14 protein-coding genes and 1 pseudogene are annotated in these 20,017 nt (G+C 40.6%); 10 read left to right on the forward strand and 5 right to left on the reverse strand.

Annotated features, from left to right (window positions below; translation table 11 throughout):
- Positions 1-100: 100 nt before the first annotated feature.
- From VZF35_RS00005 to VZF35_RS00025, 5 genes are all read left to right on the forward strand, one after another.
- Complete coding sequence (locus VZF35_RS00005) at positions 101-232, forward strand: hypothetical protein (RefSeq protein WP_407305726.1); 132 nt, start codon at positions 101-103, stop codon at positions 230-232.
- 179 nt (positions 233-411) lie between these two features.
- Complete coding sequence (ltrA, locus tag VZF35_RS00010; RefSeq protein WP_407305724.1) at positions 412-1,821, forward strand: group II intron reverse transcriptase/maturase; 1,410 nt, start codon at positions 412-414, stop codon at positions 1,819-1,821.
- Between the two features lie 162 nt (positions 1,822-1,983).
- Positions 1,984-2,613 carry a class I SAM-dependent methyltransferase gene (locus VZF35_RS00015; RefSeq protein WP_407309813.1) on the forward strand — a complete coding sequence of 210 codons (630 nt, stop codon included), beginning with the start codon at positions 1,984-1,986 and terminating at the stop codon, positions 2,611-2,613.
- Between the two features lie 281 nt (positions 2,614-2,894).
- Positions 2,895-3,152, forward strand: coding sequence for an acyl carrier protein (locus tag VZF35_RS00020; protein ID WP_407309815.1), 258 nt, complete (start codon positions 2,895-2,897; stop codon positions 3,150-3,152).
- A 291-nt stretch (positions 3,153-3,443) separates the two neighbouring features.
- Positions 3,444-3,968, forward strand: a complete 525-nt coding sequence (locus VZF35_RS00025; protein WP_407309817.1) for a hypothetical protein — start codon at positions 3,444-3,446, stop codon at positions 3,966-3,968.
- Positions 3,969-4,032: 64 nt separating this feature from the next.
- On the opposite strand, the gene VZF35_RS00030 is transcribed toward VZF35_RS00025, so the two are convergent.
- The 5 genes from VZF35_RS00030 to VZF35_RS00050 all read right to left on the reverse strand — a co-directional run bounded on the left by VZF35_RS00030 (position 4,033) and on the right by VZF35_RS00050 (position 9,819).
- The gene (locus tag VZF35_RS00030; RefSeq protein WP_407309819.1) at positions 4,033-4,968 is read right to left on the reverse strand and encodes a tyrosine recombinase XerC; all 936 of its coding nucleotides are present in this window, start codon (positions 4,966-4,968) and stop codon (positions 4,033-4,035) included.
- Between the two features lie 186 nt (positions 4,969-5,154).
- Entirely contained in the window at positions 5,155-5,622 is a 468-nt protein-coding gene (locus VZF35_RS00035) for a hypothetical protein (RefSeq protein WP_407309821.1), read from the reverse strand.
- 303 nt (positions 5,623-5,925) lie between these two features.
- Complete coding sequence (locus tag VZF35_RS00040) at positions 5,926-7,332, reverse strand: FMN-binding glutamate synthase family protein (protein ID WP_407309823.1); 1,407 nt, start codon at positions 7,330-7,332, stop codon at positions 5,926-5,928.
- A 518-nt stretch (positions 7,333-7,850) separates the two neighbouring features.
- Positions 7,851-8,966 carry an IS91 family transposase gene (locus VZF35_RS00045; protein ID WP_407309825.1) on the reverse strand — a complete coding sequence of 372 codons (1,116 nt, stop codon included), beginning with the start codon at positions 8,964-8,966 and terminating at the stop codon, positions 7,851-7,853.
- Positions 8,959-9,819: a tyrosine-type recombinase/integrase gene (locus tag VZF35_RS00050; RefSeq protein ID WP_407309827.1), complete on the reverse strand. Its 861-nt coding sequence runs from the start codon at positions 9,817-9,819 to the stop codon at positions 8,959-8,961. The genes VZF35_RS00045 and VZF35_RS00050 overlap by 8 nt, the downstream gene beginning before the upstream one ends.
- A 968-nt stretch (positions 9,820-10,787) precedes the next feature.
- Between VZF35_RS00050 and VZF35_RS00055 the strand changes: the two genes are divergently transcribed.
- The 5 genes and pseudogenes from VZF35_RS00055 to VZF35_RS00075 all read left to right on the forward strand — a co-directional run bounded on the left by VZF35_RS00055 (position 10,788) and on the right by VZF35_RS00075 (position 19,956).
- Positions 10,788-10,970 carry a reverse transcriptase N-terminal domain-containing protein gene (locus tag VZF35_RS00055; protein WP_407309829.1) on the forward strand — a complete coding sequence of 61 codons (183 nt, stop codon included), beginning with the start codon at positions 10,788-10,790 and terminating at the stop codon, positions 10,968-10,970.
- A gap of 189 nt (positions 10,971-11,159) precedes the next feature.
- Positions 11,160-12,682: pseudogene (locus VZF35_RS00060) on the forward strand (DNA methylase).
- Positions 12,679-13,107, forward strand: a complete 429-nt coding sequence (locus VZF35_RS00065; protein ID WP_407309831.1) for a hypothetical protein — start codon at positions 12,679-12,681, stop codon at positions 13,105-13,107. The pseudogene VZF35_RS00060 and the gene VZF35_RS00065 overlap by 4 nt, the downstream one beginning before the upstream one ends.
- Positions 13,108-13,345: 238 nt before the next feature.
- Positions 13,346-13,885, forward strand: coding sequence for a hypothetical protein (locus tag VZF35_RS00070; protein ID WP_407309833.1), 540 nt, complete (start codon positions 13,346-13,348; stop codon positions 13,883-13,885).
- Positions 13,886-14,106: 221 nt separating this feature from the next.
- Positions 14,107-19,956 carry a hypothetical protein gene (locus VZF35_RS00075; RefSeq protein ID WP_407309835.1) on the forward strand — a complete coding sequence of 1,950 codons (5,850 nt, stop codon included), beginning with the start codon at positions 14,107-14,109 and terminating at the stop codon, positions 19,954-19,956.
- The last annotated feature ends 61 nt before the right edge of the window (positions 19,957-20,017 follow it).

The following is a 20,017-nucleotide window of genomic DNA, read 5'->3' on the forward strand; positions in this document are numbered from 1 at the left end:
CCCTTACGTGTGCGCCACGCATGACGATTAACTAGACGGTGAAAGTCCGATATGGGGGTATGTAGCGACCAACCATTAGCTTAAGGCAAGGGTGTCCATCGTGAGGTGGAATCTGAAGGAAGCCGGCGGCAAAATTCTGACCCGAGGAACACGAACAGCATCAGGCGCAAAACGTGGGGTAAGACTGCACGACAAGTTAAAGCCCAAAAGCTACACAGACACGCCAGCGTAAATGTTGCGGGTACATGGAATGAAAGTGAATCGTCTTACCGTGGGAGGCCTCACGGACGGGTGGAAACAGAGTAAGAAACCCGGTTGAAACAAGATTTATCGTGAGGAGTCAGCAGAAGCCATAGTACAGAGGTGATCTAGACACCGACGGAAGGGCTGAACCAAAGGAGGTGTGGGTCAATGAAAGTTACTGAAAGTGGTAATTTAAAACACAGACAACTTCGAATTGAAGACTATCTGCAAAGGGTATCTGCGGAACAGAAAGAGTATGCAGAAGTGTGCGAGCTACCTAAGATGACTGAAACCGACAACACCAACACAAATGAGCAGACGAATGGGTTGCTTGAGCAAATCCTTAGCACTGAAAATCTAAACCAGGCCTATAGGCAGGTTAAAAGAAACAAGGGCGCAGGTGGAATTGATGGTATGCAGGTAGATGAACTTCTACCCTTTTTGAAAGAACACAAGGATGAACTATTGCAATCTCTCCGGGATGGTAAATACCGTCCAAAACCCGTACGGAGGGTAGAAATACCCAAAGAGAACGGAAAGACCAGAAAACTAGGAATACCCACCGTCTTAGACAGGTTAATTCAACAAGCGATAACTCAAGTTCTAAGTCCCATCTTTGAGAAACAGTTTTCAGACAATAGTTTTGGATTTCGACCGAATCGTAGTGCCCATGGGGCATTGAGAAGATGCCAAACCTATATAACAGTAGGTTACAAATATGTAGTTGATATGGATTTGGCCCAATATTTCGATACGGTAAACCAAAGTAAGCTTATCCAAATTTTGTCGGAGACGATAAGAGATGGCCGGGTCGTATCGCTGATTCACAAATTCCTGAAAGCAGGAGTTATGACCAATGGAATGTTTGAAGAAAGTCCAGAAGGTGTACCACAAGGAGGCCCCCTGAGCCCATTACTTGGCAACATAATGCTTAACGAATGTGACCACGAACTGGGAAAGCGGAAACACCACTTTGTACGTTATGCAGACGATATGATGATCTTCTGCAAAAGTAAAAAGGCGGCAAAACGAACACTTGATCACATTCTCCCTTATATCGAAGGGAAACTATTTCTGAAGGTAAATAGGGAGAAAACGAAGGTCGCTCATGTAAACTATGTCAAGTTTTTGGGATATAGCTTTTACATTTACAGGGGAGAAGGGCGCCTGAGAATCCACCCAAAAAGCATCCAGAAGCTTAAGGATAAAATCCGAGGAGTTACTGGGCGTAGCAATGGGATGGGAATCGAAGAGCGCAGAACTAAACTCAATCAAGTAGTACGAGGCTGGACGAATTACTTCAAACCTGCCGATGCAAAGAACCTACTCAAGGACCTGGATGAATGGACGAGAAGTCGCATACGAATGGCAACTTGGAAGCGATGGAAGAAAACCCGAACAAGGTTTGAGAACCTGAAGAAAGCGGGCATTACCAAGGAACAAGCATGGATGTGGGCAAACACAAGAAAAGGCTATTGGCGCGTTGCCCATAGCCCTATTCTGACAAAAGCTCTATCCAATGAGCGTTTCAGACGAATCGGATACCTTAGTTTTAGTGAATGTTATTCTGCGAAATAATGTATAAACTTTGGAAGCGCCGTATACCGAACGGTACGTACGGTGCTGTGGGAGGTCGGCTGATCAATTAATGATCAGCCTCCTACCCGATTCTGTGCATTATTAACTTTAGCCGTAAGTAGGGTAATATCCCATTAAAATAAAACATAAAGGAGTAGAGATATGACAGAATTCTGGGAATCAAGTTTTATAGAAAAACAGATGATGTGGGGATTTGAACCTTCAGACTCCGCAATCTTGACAAAGGACTTTTTCCTTGAGAAGAAAGTTAAGGACATATTAATCCCGGGTATTGGATACGGCCGAAATGCAAAGATTTTTCTTGACAACAGAATTAATGTAACAGGTATTGAAATTTCAAAAACAGCGATTGATTTGGCAGAACAAAACGGCCTTGATATAAGAATCTATCATGGGTCAGTAACTGACATGCCTTTTGATAACAAACTTTACGATGGTGTATTTTGCTATGGACTTATTCACTTAATGAATAGTAGTGAAAGAAAAAAATTAATTAGAGATTGCTATAGTCAGCTAAGACCAAACGGTTATATGATTTTTACAGCTGTTTCAAAAAAAGCCCCAATGTTTGGAAAGGGTAAACAACTGAGTAAAGATCGATTCGAGACAATGAAGGGCGTAAAAATCTTCTTTTATGATTCTGAATCAATACAAAAAGAATTTGGAAAATACGGGCTGGTAGAATTCTCAAATATCGATGAGCCAAATAAGCATATGGAAAATAAACCGCCAGTGAACTTTATAATTGTAAAATGTAAAAAAGAATCATAGAGATATGCTACGGGACTTCGAGGCCCATAATGCCTGGGTCCTTTAAGCTACAGAGCTTCGGATTATTCTTATTACTGTATCAATCCTGGAGGTATATTTGTTTTGAGGAGGTTGAGAGACGTATTTTATATCAATGTTTTCCAGAGAATAATGATATAGTTTATTTCGGAATGTCCGTTGTAAAATCATACCATAGTCTATTGGTTTTATGAGGCGAATTAAGAATTTGAATCAGGCCACATAAAATTACAAAAGCGTAGAGAGAAGGTGTGTGACTAAAAATGGAAGACAGAGTACTATTCACTTTAAATCATATTTTACAAAAGAAGAAGAGAAAGATAACCCTGGAGAGCCGTTTGCGGGAAGACTTATTTGTGGATTCGGTAGATATGTCGATGATTATTGGGGACCTGGAGGATGAATTTGAGATAACCATTACTGATGAAGAGTTTGCAGATGTGGTTACCGTCAATGATATTGTAGAAAAACTGAAAGCTAGAGGTTTATCCGATTACCGATCGATTATAAATTCGGTGTAAATTCATAACCTGTCGTTCCCATGAAGAGAACCAGAGAATTCATAAAAAGGTATAATGGACAAGATATGGTTCATGAAATTTTTGAAATAAGTAATCCCAGCTAGAAAGCAATATCTTATACTGGATACTTCTTTGAAGAAGTTGAGCTTGTCTTGTTTATGACCATATGTTAGGTTCCCATAATTCTTAAATTTGTTACACTAATTTTCTATTAACTGAACTTCATAAAATCCATACTTGGGTTATCATGATAAAGTATCTGCTGAAGTCATTAGAATAGGGTGAAGAGTTGTGAGTGGAATTAAATTTCTTTTTATAAGCGGAGAAGGCGAGGTTTACCCAATCCCGGCTTCAAAGGGCTCAGTCTATAAAGCGGTACCAAGGTTGGCGAAAGAATCAGTCCTAGTAGTTGAACTATTTTACGAGGTTGAAAACAGAAAGCCTTGGCGGTTAATCCATGTTGGGTTTGACAGGATTCAACTCGATGGGCATGGTCAGTATATACTTACTATGGAGGAAGGAGGAAGCAAGTTTTATAATATATCCCATTTTGGATTAGCGAGCGCGGAGGAATTAAGCAAACGAGAGGAACCCATAGCGATTCCAAAAGCGCCGGTTGTTCCTAGTGCTAAAGAAAAAGAGACCTTGATTAGTTTTGTGAAAAGAAAATATCCGATCTTATGGGAGAATAGCCCGGAGGCGATTGAGCTTTCTATACAATCTAGGTTAAATACACATTCTGATCTAGTAAATCTAGTCAAGAAATCAACAGTTATCAGGCGAAAAAATAGACTAGCAGCGTACAAACAGGGATAGGATTTTGAGTGTGCCAAAATAGCATCTTCATATAACTGAGTGTTCCCTTGCGGCGACTATGGCATTAGTTAAACATCATGGCAAGCGGGTTTGAATTGACAGCAGACTGTAATTGATGCTCATCAATATGCGTATAAATTTCGGTTGTGGCCACGCTCTCATGCCCTAGAATTTGTTGAAGTGATCGTATATCAACCCGTCCATACTTGTACATAAGCGTCGCAGCCGTATGTCGAAGCTTATGAGTCGATATGGATTTGGGGTCAAGACCAGAAGCAATAACATATTTCTTAACGACATTTTGAATAGCTTTGGTTGTCATCCGCCTGTTGTTTCTTGAGATAAACAGTGCATTGGTAGGTATATCGAAGGAGCTCCGAATTTGAATCCATTTATTAATCGATTTTTTGGCAGCCGGAGTCAAATAGATTCTACGTTCCTTGTTCCCTTTGCCAACGACACTAATAACTTCATTATCCACTTGGTCGATATCTAAGCTTGCTAATTCGGATAAACGTAAAGCACAGTTAAGAAAAATGGTTATTATGCTATGATCGCGTGGAGACTTCTCGCATTGAATTAGAAGCCTGACTGATTCTTCGAGACTTAAGTATTTCGGTATTCTTTTAGGGAGTTTTGGGGTCTCCAATTCTTCAGCAATATTGTTATCAATGAGATGAACCTTGGTTTTGAGATACTTCCAAAATTGACGGATAGATACAATTTTTCTTGCTCTAGTACCGGCAGCAGCGTGTAGTTCAGTTTGACAATAGGCAATGAATGCATACATATCGTTAAGAGATATTGTTTTAATGAATTCCAAGTCTACCCCTACAAAGATTTTATCAGTTATAGGTGTGTTTCGGGATGCCATTACAAAGCTGAAAAACATAAGTAAATCCGTTCGGTATTCTTTAACCGTGTTTTCTGACCTGCCTTTTATAACGACAAGATACCCTAGGTACTGCTCAACGAGTGGACAAGTTTTATTAGATTGCAATTGATAATCATCTCCTTGCAAGTAGTGTTGACTTAATTTGCAAGAGATAACAAGTGTCTATTAGACGAAGTTCAATTTATCACGTAGAATTTATGCCGATAGTAAATAGACAGTTTAAGAGGAGTTGACGATTAGATTAGTTGACGATTAGTAAGTCAGCCCCTTTATAATGATAGTTATAGGACCTTAGCTTTTCGTTTTACTGTTGCTATTTTTGTCTCCAAGGGTTTTGACGACTAGCGCCACAGTCAATCCGAAAAATCCGTGGCTCACAAGACACATGATTTTACTGAGCGTTGTTTTGAAATCTTTAATTAGCCTTGCTTGCTTAAATACATATGGAATTAAGCCTCCACCTGTTCCTAAAATGAAGCCTTTCAGTAAACATAAACGTTTATTAAATGACAATATATAGGTGATCATCAGCCCTCCACTTGTGCAAAAGAACGTACTAATCCCATGAGATAACCAAATATCTCTTTTCGTGGTCAGGGGTATCCACTTTCTGCACTTTACAACTTGAAGTGACATCAAGCTTAATGAACTCTGCACAAGTTCTAACATTATAAACAGGCGATTACTCATCATAATAACCAACTCACCAAGAAGGCCTGAAATTAAGCCTAAAGCTAGCTTGTTTTGTATTTTTATCATTGTAATTCCCTCCAATGATAGTTTCCATACTATTAATAATTCTATTCCCTATTAATATGGCAATTGGGCTAAAAACAAAAAGAAAGCAGGGGCTCTGCTTCCTTTTGAAACCTTAAGTGGTATCCATAGTCCTTATGAATCGGGATAATTCTCCCTACCTGAACTTCGCAAAATCCATAAACTCTTATGTTTTTCCCAAAAAATATTGCTTTAGTCATAAAGCCAAGAGGACGCCACCAGCGTCCCCTTGGCTTCGTTAATTGGGTCTTTAGCGAAGGTCTAACGCTTATTTCGTGTTAGATGCTAAAAGACTCTTCTGACACCAGTAACTTCAGCGGTATCCCGATCTAACGCGACTAAATCATCTGGAGTTAATTCCTTTAGAGATGATTTACCTAGTGCTCGAAGCGCTTCTTCCATTTCGAGAACCATCGAATTAAGGGTATTGACCACACTTGCAGTCCCAACTTCGATGTTATATTTAGTTTTTGCAGGAGAGTCGTAATAGACTAATGTTGTTAAAGGTTCATATGGCATGACTTTTTGAATTTGATTGTGGGCAAGGGCGAATAGGGGGACTGTTGCCAAATAAATTGCATCAGCCCCAAGTGCCAATGCTTTGAGACATTGACCAGGGGTAAAGAATCCTCCAGCAATGATTAATGTGATGTCTTTGCCTTTAAAGCAGTTATCAAGGAATCGCCTAGCTCGAATCAATGCATTTAAAGTGGGGATACCAAAGTCATCTTCCGTGATGGGAGTAGACGCGTGTGTCCCACCTTGTGCGCCGTCTAATACAATGACATCAAAGCCGAGGTCAATTGCTTCTGATAGGTCATCCTCAAGATCATCAGTAGCCATGAGTTTAATAGCAATGGGCTTCCCATTAGCTCTTTTGCGTAGGAGTTTAATAAAGTTTTTCCAATCCTTTGTCTGTTGTACCCCTGGGGGTAATGGAAAGGGGATGGCTTGCTGATTTGGGTTCAATCCGCCAAGTTCTTGTGCTCTCCCTTCCAATTTTCCAAATTCTAAAGCAGATGTACCCAAATAAGCTCCATGTCCCATTAGAACTTCCAACATATCTGCAGTTTCAATCTGTTCGTCGGTTCTTGCGCCCCAAGGCCACCGAGAAATTTGCAAAACGTACTTATCCGCCTCTTCAGCCTCTTCAGGGAGAAACGGACCCTGACCGGAATTGGTCACAGTTCCAAGTTGCTTGGATGCTTTGGCTAAGGCAATTTTTGCCTCCTCGCTCAAAGCCATTCCGTATGCCATAGCACTAATCATTAGGGGAATTTTAATGTTCAACGGTTTTTTAGCTTTAATTCCTATCTGGACACTCATATCTATCGGTGTAGCGTCAGGAAGGGCTGGCTTTCTCATTTGCTTTAGAGTAAACATAAGATTTTCAAATCCAAGGAAATGCTTTGGCGAACCAAGCGGACGCATAATAATTTCCCCGTGTTCTGCACGTAAACTTAGTTCAATTGTATTTAATAGAGAGAACCTTTTCATTGATGGTATGAATTCAGCAAGATTCTGTGTGTACTTCTCACTTAATAATTTAGAGGACATGTCATTAGCGACTAATTTAATCATTAAACGTAAAATTGGTTTAAATAGAAGTATAAGACACAGCAGGGTAAAAAATAGTATAGCAGACGGTAGAATAATCCACCAAGCATTATTTAAAGTTATGTTAAATTCCATTACAATCACCTTTCATTGCACATGTCTTATAGGACTCCAGCCAAAAATTAAATTTATTGTCTATTACTATTGTTCCAAACGTATTTATTTTGTAATTGTAATATTTCAGAAACTAAAAGGAGGTTTTCTAATAAGGTTACCTCCTTTTAGTTATTTTAATCTCTAAAACCAGACCCCATTACTAATTTGGATATCTCTTTTCATAACGTTTAGAGATTTGTGAGGTTCGTAAGATAGAGAAAAGCCATTGATTAAAGTCAATAGCTTAAAGGAATGTAATAATTGGTGCAGAATACTGAACCTCATGAATCTCTGGTTGTACTGAACCGTCTGCCGAGCGATAGTTGGTGTATGGGAATTCAATCTTTTCCATTTGGGTTATAAATTTATGGGTAACGATATTTAAAGGAGAATTTTACTTTTGAAACTAAAATGCTATGCTAAACTCCTGAAAAATGGATAAACTTCCCCCCTCCCCAAATAAGGTAGTTTTTCGAAACTATTCAATTCTACTGTAATCATGGACTTGAAGCCGTAGCCAAAGAATTAGGAACATGAATCGCAATAACATCGGTACTTCCACAGCAACGACAGACTTTAGCGTCTTTCTGAATTTTAATAGTTTGAGGCAAGGGCTTGGTCCCAGTCATTTTCATGCATTGAGAAAGCTTTGACCTAATATTTCGGCTACAAAGGATGCCATAATGTCTAATCTTAACAAAGCGATTGGGAAGAACATGAAGAAGAAACCGTCTACAAAACTCAGTAGCATCTAGCTTCATAACTTTGGACTTATTGCCATCCTTATAATCCCTCCAGACAAAGCTAACCGATTGCCCATCAAACGCCAGAATTCTAGAGTTACTAATCGCGACTCTGTGAGTATAACGTCCAAGATAACGAACAACATGACCTGGAGATTTAAACGGTTTTTTACAAAAGACAACCCAATTCTTGTTGTATAATGTGTCGATAAGAGAAAGGAAATTGCTTCTTAACGCAAGTTTGGTAGCCTCGTTAAAGAACGCAATTTCCCCCTTGTCATAGGCCTGTTTTAGAAGGTCAAGGAACTTACCTCTGAACTTTTTTGAAATAACTTTAACCGGAATAAAGAACTTTTTACGAGAACGGACGAAGCAGAGTCCATCTTTGGAAAGCCCCCCTCCAGGGACAATACAGTGCACATGAGGATGGAACGAGAGATTTTGTCCCCAAGTATGGAGAACCGTAGTGGCTCCAATCGTCGCACCGAGAAATTTAGGGTTTTTAGCCAGTTCCATTAGCGTATGTCCCGCTGATTGAATGAGGATGGAATAAAGAAGTTTTTGATTTTGTAAAACAAGGGTGTTGAGTTCTTGAGGGATCGTAAAAACGGTATGGAAGTAACCAACTGGTAAGAGTTTTGACATTTGAGCTTCAACCCATTCTTGCTGCGCGGAATGTTGGCATTTTGGACAATTTCTATTACGGCAGGAATTGAAGGAAACATCCATCGAGCCACATTCATTACAAACTTGCGCATGGGAACCCAATGCTGAGGTTCTACAAAGCCGAATCATATGAAAGGCTTTTGCCTGATCAGGTGAAAGAGACTTAAGTTTGATATGTTTAAAAATATCCTGAAGCTCAGTCAAGCGAATCACACCCATCAAGAGGGCTTTTCACTGAGCAAATATGTTTAGTTGATAGGTGTAGATAAATTGAGGTCGTTGCAATATTGCTATGCCCCATAAGAACTTGAATTGTGCGCAGGTCAGTATTATTTTCCAGGAGATGGGTTCCGAATGAGTGCCTGAGAGTATGAATCGTTACAGGCTTTGTAATACCGGCCTTTTTTCTAGCCACTTGAAAAACTGTTTGAGGAGTTTTTGTGGACATAGGTTGTCCTTCAACAGGCCCTGGAAAAAGTAGGTCGGTGGGTCTGTAACGTTTCCAGTAAAGTCTGAGCATTTTGAGGTTTTCATGAGATAAAATGGTTAAACGATCCTTGTTGCCCTTACCATGATTAACTCGGATTACCATAGCCGATGAATCAATATCAGAGATACGTAGATTAAGCGTTTCGCTAATTCGCAGGCCTGAAGAATACGTCGTCAGGAAAATCGTTTTGTGCTTTAAATTACTCACTTGATCAGTGATGGACAAAATCTCGTCTTTAGAAAGAACATGCGGGAAAGATTTGGGTTTTTTGGGACGGATAATAACGTCGTCTGACCAGTTGTAGCCGAGAACCTGATTGAAAAAGAGTTTGAATGCGCTGCAAGAGATAGTGATACTACTGTAGCCAATTCCGGATTGAATACGATCATGAAGATATATTCTAAGTTCGTCGGGTGTGATTTGAAGGGCAGACTTGTTAGTGTGCTTCTCAAGAAGTCTTAAATGACCGAGATAATGATCCTTGGTATGTTGAGCATACCCTCGTAGTTCCATTTCGAAGAGCATCTTTTGAAGATGGGAGGAAAGAGCCGAGTAGTTGTTAAACATAAAAATCATCCTTTCAGTTCAATTCTATAGAATTGAACTGAAAGGATGATATCATGAAACTTAATAAATTAGGGCTCAAAAAGCCACCGCGCAGCGGTTTAGTACAACGTCTTTTATGGGACTTAACTTACAAATAACTGCTATCAATTGGTTCGTTAAACTCCCATTTAGTGAACAAAATCCATAAACATCGCGACCAACTGTAAAAAGAATGGATTATTGTGTTAAGGTTGTGGCTCTACCATAGCGAAATAAAAGCCTGGACGTCAATTTTGGACGGTCAGGCTTTTTATGTTTTATGGAATAGTTTACTTTGGTTAGGAGGAAATCAAAGAATAATGCGGAAAGAGTAGTATACCAGCTAAGATGAGTAATTAACATTAGGCTAATAATGGGTGTGCGACAAGAAGCGGCTTCTTCTTGAAAGATTAGTGCAGACTTAGGTCTGATGTCCCAGTAGTAGGGACATTCCCGTCCGAAACTGCGTCGGGGATAACTCCGGGGTGGGTTGCATGAGGAAAAGCCCAACTGGTTGCCTAGTATCCATGGCAACTAGGGGCGAGGGAAAGAATGGTATGGTTTATGATTAAGCATCGTCATTAGCAGCAGTGGCTGGGATATGTTAACCATTGTATTGCAGATTGGAAAACGCAGCTTCCCATATGCGTATGTTACTACCTACATATCTGCCGGTGTATTGAATGAACCTAACCCATCCGTAACTAATATAAGCTGAACTTGATAAGTCCTATGGAGTCCGATTTCGGTAGGTCAACCGCAAGGAAGATACAATCTCCAGAGGATAAAGGAGCGTTGGAAAAAGCAAATGTCGCTATGGTGCAAGCCAACAGGAATAAGAAATAACTGGGCGAATAATGTAAAATTACATACCCGAAAGGGTGCTGACTTCCAACTGGTAATCAACACGGAATAAAACGAAAAGCAAGATTTCAAAAGTGGGGTAACAGATGCGAAAAACTTCAAATTATAAGAAGTCCACATTACCTCCCGATACCCAATGGAAACAAATTGACTGGTTCCATGTAAACGGGCATGTAGAAAAATTGCAACAGCGGATATACCGTGCCGAATGTCTTGGTGATAAACGTAAAGTAAGAAATGGCGGAAATATCATAAAGACAGGCGGATAAATGAGAGCTTGAGCTGTATGTCTTGAAAGGGACACGTACAGTTCTTAGGCGAGAAGGAGGGAGCAATCCCTCCGACTTAGCCGACATATGAACGATTAAAGTGAATATCTTATAATTATATAACGCACAGATAAACAGAAATTTGTCGAGCAGGTAATTTGTATTTAAGTAGGCAACCGGAGAATAAGCATGAAGAACAGAACCTATATCGCAATTGATTTAAAATCCTTCTACGCTTCGGTCGAATGTGTGGAACGAGGGCTTGATCCGCTGACCACCAACCTTGTTGTCGCTGACGCAAGCCGCACCCAAAAAACCATCTGTCTCGCCGTCTCTCCCTCCCTCAAAGCATACGGCATTCCCGGTAGGGCGAGGCTGTTTGAAGTCGTACAGAAGGTCAAGGAAGCAAATGCAGCACGGCTGCGCAAAGCACCAGGACGAGCCTTTTCTGGCGTTTCCTGCAACGATACTGAATTGAAATCCTCACCGGGTCTCTCGTTGGACTACATTGTTGCTCCACCGAGGATGGCGTATTATATAGAGTACAGCACGCAGATTTACAATATCTATTTGAAGTACATCGCGCCCGAAGATATTCATGTCTACTCCATTGACGAGGTATTCCTTGACGCCACCGATTATCTGAACACCTACAATCTTTCAGCCCGTGAGCTTGCCACGAAAATGATTCTGGATGTACTCAAAACAACTGGCATTACAGCAACGGCGGGAATTGGCACAAACCTGTATCTTAGCAAGATCGCTATGGATATTCAGGCAAAGCACATACCTGCTGATAACAACGGTATGCGGATCGCCGAGCTGGACGAAATGAGCTACCGTCGCTCCCTGTGGTCGCATCGACCTCTAACAGACTTTTGGCGCGTTGGAAAAGGATATGCCAACAAGCTGGAGGAAAAAGGTCTCTTTACAATGGGAGATATTGCAAGATGCTCTCTCGGTAAACCGACCGATTACTACAACGAGGATTTACTGTATAAGCTGTTCGGCATCAACGCTGAGCTGCTGATCGACCATGCGTGGGGGTGGGAGCCATGCACAATTGCCGATATTAAAGCGTATAAGCCAAGCACAAACAGTATTGGATCGGGGCAGGTGCTGCACTATGCCTATACTTTTGACAAAGCGAAGCTGATCGTGCGGGAAATGACTGATCTGCTGGTACTTGATCTGGTAGATAAAAGGCTTGTGAGCGACCAGCTTGTTTTGACGGTCGGATATGATATCGATAATCTAACAAATCCAGAGATAAAGAAATCATATCACGGGGCAATCACCACTGACCACTACGGACGCGCCGTTCCGAAATCCGCGCATGGTTCAGTAAATCTTGGCAGGCAGACCTCCTCTACAAAGCTAATCATGGATGCCGTCACAGATCTGTTTGAACGCATCGTTGACAAAAATCTTCTGATCAGAAGAGTCAACATCACAGCGAATCATGTCGTTGATGAGGCAACTGTTCAAAAGACGGGCAGTTTTGAACAACTTGATCTCTTTACGGATTACACGGCTGCGCAGGCGAAAAAAGAAGATGAAGAAGCTGAGCTTGCACGAGAAAAAAGATGCAGCAAGCAATGCTGGAAATAAAAAAGAAATACGGCAAGAACGCCATTTTAAAGGGTATGAATCTGGAGGAAGGCGCTACCACGGTAGACCGGAACAGGCAGATTGGAGGGCACAAGGCATGACGAAGGCATATGACGACATCATCAATCTACCGCACCATGTCTCTACGACACGCCCTCATATGGCTGCTATTGACCGGGCAGCTCAGTTTTCCCCTTTCGCCGCACTGACCGGCTATGATGACGCCATCAAAGAAACCGCAAGACTGACTGACGAGAGAGTAAAATTGGACGAATATATGAAGGACGCTTTGAGTGATAGGCTGCAAATCATAGCAGATCGGATTAAAGAGTATCCCGAAATCACAATTACCTACTTTCAGCCGGATGCGAAGAAGAATGGCGGCGCCTATGTTACTGCTATCAGTACGGCTAAAAAGATAGACAAATATGAACGGGTTGTCGTTATGACCGATGGCACAGCGATCCCCATTGATGAAATAATCAGCATAGATGGGAAAATATTCGAATCTATGGAAATGTTTTAAATCGATAGTAAAGGTTAGAACAGATAGTGAAAATTTATTCTTACGACTGAAAGCAGAATAGAATCCTACTGGGGTTATTACTATAGATTTGAATTTAGAAGAGACGAATACGTAGGATTTAAATTAAAAAAGTATATTGAATCATTAAAAAAATATTAATAAAAGCCCCCCGTTCCTTTTGGGACGAGGAGTCTTAACATAACGTTTTTTTATAGGACTCCAATAGGGGGATATGATTATGATTAAAGGAATAAAACCTAAAACGGCTATTAATGCAATATTAGGCCAATATCTAGCTGAAAAAGAATTTGTTTTTGATATTGCTCATGGAAGTGAAGCATATTTCTACAAAAGAATATATAACGAGTCGAGCCAACAATTATGTGTTGAAATACGCTGGGCACCGGAGTTTATGGTGAAAGAATATATGCAATTTAAAGACTATTTTCCCGACCAGCAGTGGGAAGCATATCAACATAGTGTCAATATTCGCTTAAATAGTATATCCGCCGATAAAACCTATCGTATAGCCATGGATGTACATGGCCTCCTGAAACACTATAAATATCCAGAATTGAGGCCCCACTATGACCGAGTCCCTCCAGAGATATTAGATGCTAGACAAAATTTATACAAAAAAGAACCGTTATTAAACGGCTACTTTATAACCCATGAGCAATTTAAGCAAAGGTTGCTGGCGCTTCGCCAGTTGATGGAAGAGTATGGTATGCCATTTCTCGAGAATGAAAGTGATTGGCCGATAAAAGGGAAGGTTTGAACAGATGTCAATGATAGGGAACTTCGTACGTAACCTTTTTTTATCGGACTTGAAAATAAATGTTTTGCAACGGACCTTCACTAAACTTTGCCAAAGGCTAATAACACGCAGTTCGTGCAAGTAGTAATTGTAGCAATTATGCGAAGTTTAAAAGCAAATAAAGTGATACGATAAAATCAATCTTTGTAATACGCGAAACAGAAAAATGGGAAGGTGACTGTATGCCCACACCTGGAATTGGAGATCCCTATTGGTTTGAATGGTACGTTGGGCTAAAACATGTCATCGAGATGCTCAACCCGGATTTAGGGATAGAATGTGTTATTTTTCAACATCCATCTTATAATACGATTGATGATGTTGTCGTAGAATACAAAGATGGCACCAAGAAAATTTGCTATCAGGTCAAACATGAGATAGCAACATCTATACAGCATAATTTAACCTTCGGTAAACTACTTGAGAAGGACAAGGACAATCCATCCAGTAAATGCTTGCTGGATGCTATCTTCTCTGGATGGATAAAAGCCTCTAATACAGGTGAAAGGGCAATTAAGCCAATTCTCTTTACCAACCGTAATTTAGGTACTAGCAGGGCGGGTCGTACTTTCAATGATCATAAATACAGTGCATATCCAATTGATAAGTTTTTGTCATCGCTTAATCAAAGTCTTGAAGGGATTTCAGATTATACAAAGTTGTCATTCGCAGATGATGATTTAACTACTCAATGGAAAGAAATGTGTAATGCCCTCTGCGTGACTAATGCTGGTGATATTGTTCCATTTATAAAAGAGTTATCAGTCCAGGGAAACCAACTTGGTCTTGAAGATATGGAGCAGTCACTGATTTCCGCACTTGCTGAAGCTTTCTCTTGTAGTAAGGGTATGGCCAGTGAACTGTTTGGTAAATTAGTTTTTGCACTCCGATTGTGGACGACATCTAGACGAAGTGATGAACGCGTGACTATTGAAGATATATATTCCACGCTTGGCACAGAAGAAGACATTAACGAAAGTCAGCACAGATTAGCTCCACCATATCCCTTCTTTGAAAGCAGGCAGGCTTTCTGCAAGGAACTGGAACAGCAGATTGCTACAACTAATAAAAAAGTGGTCTTCATTTCTGGAGATCCCGGTTCTGGAAAAACAAGTACAATTAGTTATTTGCAGTCAACCACAAACTTCTTCTTTTTGCGTTACCATACATTTAGACCAATTTCTCCAGAGCAGCATTTTTACAATGTGGATGCCGGTATGTGCAGCAGCGAAAACTTATGGGGCACTCTTCTGATTCAGCTCCGGCAGAAGTTAAAAGGGAAGTTGGCTCAATACAGCGTCCCGGTCAATAACAAGCTTTTAACTGTGGAAATGATGCGCAGCCATGTTTGTCGCCTACTGGGCATTTTGGCAGAGAATTCTATAGTGCAAAATAAATGCGTGTATGTATGTATTGATGGAATAGATCATGCTGCGCGGGCGAATAGCGGTGTTTCTTTTTTGACATCGCTCCCATTACCCAGCGAGATTCCCAATGGTGTATGCTTTGTTATTGTAGGACAACCTTCAGCAATTTATCAAGCGCAGTATCCAATTTGGCTGTCGAATGATGATGTTGAGCGCGTTGATATGCCAAAACTTTGTGTTAATGACATAAAACAACTGATTCTCTCCAGTGTGCCGAGGTTTGAAACTGTAGCAGATGGACTTGCCAGCTTTATATTTCAATGCACAGAAGGCAACAACTTATCGACTGTATTTGCAATTGAAGAAATCAAAGAAATAGGTTCGTTAAATGATGCCATAGCTAAATTAAGTGCAAGCGGTATTACTTCGGATGTTCAGCAATACTATTCTCACATCTGGAATCACATGAAAAGCGAGATTCTCAATATGGGATTGCCCGCTGTCTTACCTGAGAGTATTGTTGCTTGTCCCATTTTGCTTATGAATGGTCACGTTCAGGCAAGAATCTTGGCAAGAGCACTCCCGTATGCCGTAAACGAAAACGACTGGAAGCTAATCTTAAATAAATTATATCCGCTAATTGTACCATGCGGCGAAGATGGTGAGTATTCACTTTTCCACAATGACTTCCGTGTGTTCCTTATGGGAATTATCAGTGGATATCACGAGCGCTATGAGGAGATAGCATTGGCATTAGCTGAAGATCTTTTGCGAAATGACGAAGGGCTCTTAACATATGTCAATGCAATTCCCTTGCTAAAATGCGCAAACAAAACTAATCTGATTCCCCAATACTTTACGTCTAGTTTCGTTATTAACGCTTTAGCAGAGGGAATCTCAAAGCAACGACTGGATGACTTTGCACATCTTTCTTACAAAGCAGCATGTTCCAATCACGATATGGAGGGATACATTAATACCTATCTTGCTGTAAAAAGCTTATACCAGCATATGCGGTACTTTGAATATTATGGAAGGGAGTATACCTCCGATGACTATCCTGAAATCTCTTCAATTGATATTTCAGAAATTCGAGTACTTCCAATAACATCAGAGAATCTTAGCGAATATAAAAAAGTACTGGACTTATGCAAAAAACTCTATGTAACAGGTTCGCAGGCGTGTTTAACTCGAGCCATGGCGCTATATAGTAAATGGTTCAGTTCTGTATCACCTTATTCGTTTGTGCCGGTGTGTGAAAGTAGCGTGCCCGAAGACGAAGATTGGAAACTAAAGACAGATAAAGTGGGTCTCTTTTTGCAACATTGGGGTAAAACAGCTGCAGAGTTAAATATTTGCCTGACAGCTATTGACACTCCAAATTCAAAATTACAACGCCGCGCTTTAATTGTCTTTGGAGAGGCATATTTTGAAAGCAGTATCGATCGAGGGACGATTGATTATGCTGTAATGGCAACTAATAGCGGTTATGTGCCCAAATACTGCTTTGCAGAAAAGCTAGAGAAGATATTCTATAGTGGGTATACAAATAAGGTTGAACAATATCTGTCAAAGATATCTGCCGTTCCAGACAAACCATCTACAAATCTACTGGCAATGGCAATGCTGGTTACATGTCAACACGATATAAGTTTTGACACAACGTCACTAGAACCATCAAAACCGATACAACACGTATATGACGAAACAAGCTTTGCAATCATTCTCAGAGCATTTTTACACGGGCACCGTGAACGGGCACTGGATGATGCTGTCGTTTGTGGTCATGTGAGCAACAGCTATTCTGCCCTCGACGAAAAGGAACCTGTTTTAAATCAAATTTCACAACTTTCAAAACTTGCGTGTCTATTAGGCAAGTACTATTGGGATTCCACCGCAACAGCCTCTAAAGCACTTGTGAGATTCACAAAGTGGTTCTTAACCACCAAACTTTGGAGGCGGCATGATTACTCTAGAGCTCGAAAGTTCCTTTTGTTTACGTTACTTCAAAGCCCCGCCAGTGAGGCATTGGCAGATGAGGACGCTTTTATTGCTGATCTTAAAACGCACCTCTTTGAAATTGAAAATATTGGCATGTACTATAAGACCTATATCCTTGATTATCTTCAGCGGCATAATAAATTTTATATCATTAAAGAGTACATTCTTGCCTTGTACGGTGATAATTGCAGTGAAATTAGTGTAGCGGAAAACAAGGTGGAAATGCATAATGTTTTCCGTCCTTACGGTGAACTTGTGGAACCAGAAATGATGGAAAGCTTTACAGCTCAAATCAAATGGGATGTTGTTAGTTATATGGGCTCTAAAGAATATGCCATGCAGGGGCTATCGGAATGTTTCGAAAGCATATCAACAAATGACCCTTCGCTTTGGCGTGAAGCTGGATCTCGACTTTACCGGCAATCTAAAATTGCAGAAATATCCAACAATCACTATGCTTATGACATTCGTAATAGCATCATGAAAGCGGCCGTATGCAGCGGTCTTGATGATTTCTGGGAATTGCACTCTTGGAACAATGAGTTCCGTATCAACCCAGATTTGATATACCACGCACTTTTTGAACATATTCAGGTGGCAAATTGCAGCGCAGATCTCAAAGTAATATGGTTGCTCAGCTGCGGAATTCACTCTTGGTATACGCAAAAGGAACGAATGGGTGCTAAGTGCATTTATAACGCTTGTTTGAAAAAGGCATATGAGTTCGACACGGACTTTAGAGAAACTGTGTTAATGCTCACGCCACAATGGATGACTATAATAGATCATGAGTCCAAGGAAATTGCTTATCAGCCCAAAGCGGACAGTTATGCAGAGCGAAAAGCTGACGAGATTGTAGCAATACAAGCAGAATATGATTCCAGCACAATCGAAGACTTACTTACACATGTGTCAAGCATTCCTGTGTTGCTACATTCCGAGGAGCGGTATCGAATTATTCTCGACAGGTTAACCAACGAAGGGCAGCTTTCAGTTGAAAATATGAAATCAATTTTGGAAAGTGTATGTACCTATTTGGATGGAAAGGAGTGGCAATACGAGAGATATGATGGAATCATAGACATTTTGTTGCCAGTGTTAGGAGAAGGTGCTTTTTGGACTTTAACACATACAATTGGTAATCATTTATCTGATTATGACTATCAAACATCTGTACGCAATATGCAATTACTGCTCAAACTATATTACGGTAGCAATCCTAAACAGATGAAGATGCTGTTTGAGAAAGAATTGGCTACGCAAGAGTTATGGATTACAGGAAATGCCCATATTCCTGTAGACTATAAATTCGATTATCCCAAAGAATGCTTCGTTTCACCTAAGACGCTTGCAGAAATGGCTCTGTATATCTTACTAGAACAGGCAGAATCCCAAAATGCGCGTAAGATGGAAGCAGCAATTTTTGCACTTCACATCTTGGGTAAACACATTACTTTCATCATTGGCATCATTTCAACGGAGTGGTCAAGATTTTCCGAGGTACAAAAAGACTGTTTGCTATTAATTATTACACGTTGGGTTTATGATGGTGTCGATTTGAGCAAGCTGTATGATACGCTTGCAGAGGAATATACAGCATGTAATTTGTTGTCTCGGAAATATTACCTTCACAGCCTTTTACTATTAATGAACAAACGTAAAATTGATAGAAATTCGGTTTGCTGTAGTGCAGAATCACCTGACTGTGCCCTCCCAATTTCAGGATACTCCGATAAGTCGAGTATTTATGAAAACTTTCTTTCTCTAACTGAAGAGCACGGTTGCTCTTCCCAAATTGCCAATGGAATCAGGCGATACATCTCGCTGTTTTCTGCCAAGGAAGTGTATGTTGACGACGAATATATTGAAACAGGAGATATAAGAATACCTGCACTTAATCCAGAAGTAAACACAGTCCTATATACAGAAGAGAAACACGGCAGATGGAATGGGATTCCGTTGCTAAGTAAAAAATCTAGATTGGTTCCTCCGGAAGATCCCCTTATTCTGACAGACATGCCGCAAATTGTATATGATGAAGAGTGCTTTCCACACGCATCCGCTTCTTCCTACGGAAAGCGGCCAACGCAAGGGCTTAATGAGGTGCAGCTTTCAAAAATCGCACACCAAAATCTTTCCGGAGGTGATACTCTGCTTGCTACTTACATCTGGTATCCTTGGGGACATGAGGACGGGGCTGTATTCATAAAAACGGCAAAGGTATGCTCAACACTTAATTCTTACCGCGACAATCGGTTTGATTGGTGTTTAGGTAACTTTGGTTTGCTTGCTATGGAAGGAGCTATTGATGAGACAGAAGATACATCAATCTTTCGTGGCGGAATCAACCTCTTCAATCGGATAGGTGGTAAAATCAGGATTTGCTTTGGGAACAGTCAACTTGCTCCCTCATCAGCGTGGCAAAAACTTCTGCGCTGTGTGCCAAGTAGTGCCTCCCCATATGTTTGGATAAATGAAAATGGCGATGAGGTCTTACGGTTTGAGCGTATCGCATCACCAACTAGAGAAGCGATGCGTGAAGCGTATATCCGCCAGCCTATTATCTTTAGATGGGTATGCCATTCGGATTGGCTACATAGAAAGCTAAAAGAGTTGGGCTGGCGGTTATGGTATATTACTGGTATTGAAGAAATGACTCGGTAAGTACCATTGGCTGTTAAACCTTCGAACAGCAATCTTCGAATAATTACGCCAATTCAACTTC

Origin of the sequence: Desulfosporosinus paludis (assembly GCF_045689965.1) — a bacterium.
In the GTDB taxonomy this organism is placed as follows: domain Bacteria; phylum Bacillota; class Desulfitobacteriia; order Desulfitobacteriales; family Desulfitobacteriaceae; genus Desulfosporosinus; species Desulfosporosinus paludis.

Excerpts from the sequence above, each read along its gene's own strand:
- ltrA (WP_407305724.1), top strand. The coding sequence starts at position 412 with ATGAAAGTTACTGAAAGTGGTAATTTAAAACACAGACAACTTCGAATT.
- VZF35_RS00015 (WP_407309813.1), top strand. The coding sequence starts at position 1,984 with ATGACAGAATTCTGGGAATCAAGTTTTATAGAAAAACAGATGATGTGG.
- VZF35_RS00020 (WP_407309815.1), top strand. The coding sequence starts at position 2,895 with ATGGAAGACAGAGTACTATTCACTTTAAATCATATTTTACAAAAGAAG.
- VZF35_RS00035 (WP_407309821.1), bottom strand. The coding sequence starts at position 5,622 with ATGATAAAAATACAAAACAAGCTAGCTTTAGGCTTAATTTCAGGCCTT.
- VZF35_RS00040 (WP_407309823.1), bottom strand. The coding sequence starts at position 7,332 with ATGGAATTTAACATAACTTTAAATAATGCTTGGTGGATTATTCTACCG.
- VZF35_RS00050 (WP_407309827.1), bottom strand. The coding sequence starts at position 9,819 with ATGTTTAACAACTACTCGGCTCTTTCCTCCCATCTTCAAAAGATGCTC.
- VZF35_RS00055 (WP_407309829.1), top strand. The coding sequence starts at position 10,788 with ATGCGAAAAACTTCAAATTATAAGAAGTCCACATTACCTCCCGATACC.
- VZF35_RS00065 (WP_407309831.1), top strand. The coding sequence starts at position 12,679 with ATGACGAAGGCATATGACGACATCATCAATCTACCGCACCATGTCTCT.
- VZF35_RS00070 (WP_407309833.1), top strand. The coding sequence starts at position 13,346 with ATGATTAAAGGAATAAAACCTAAAACGGCTATTAATGCAATATTAGGC.
- VZF35_RS00075 (WP_407309835.1), top strand. The coding sequence starts at position 14,107 with ATGCCCACACCTGGAATTGGAGATCCCTATTGGTTTGAATGGTACGTT.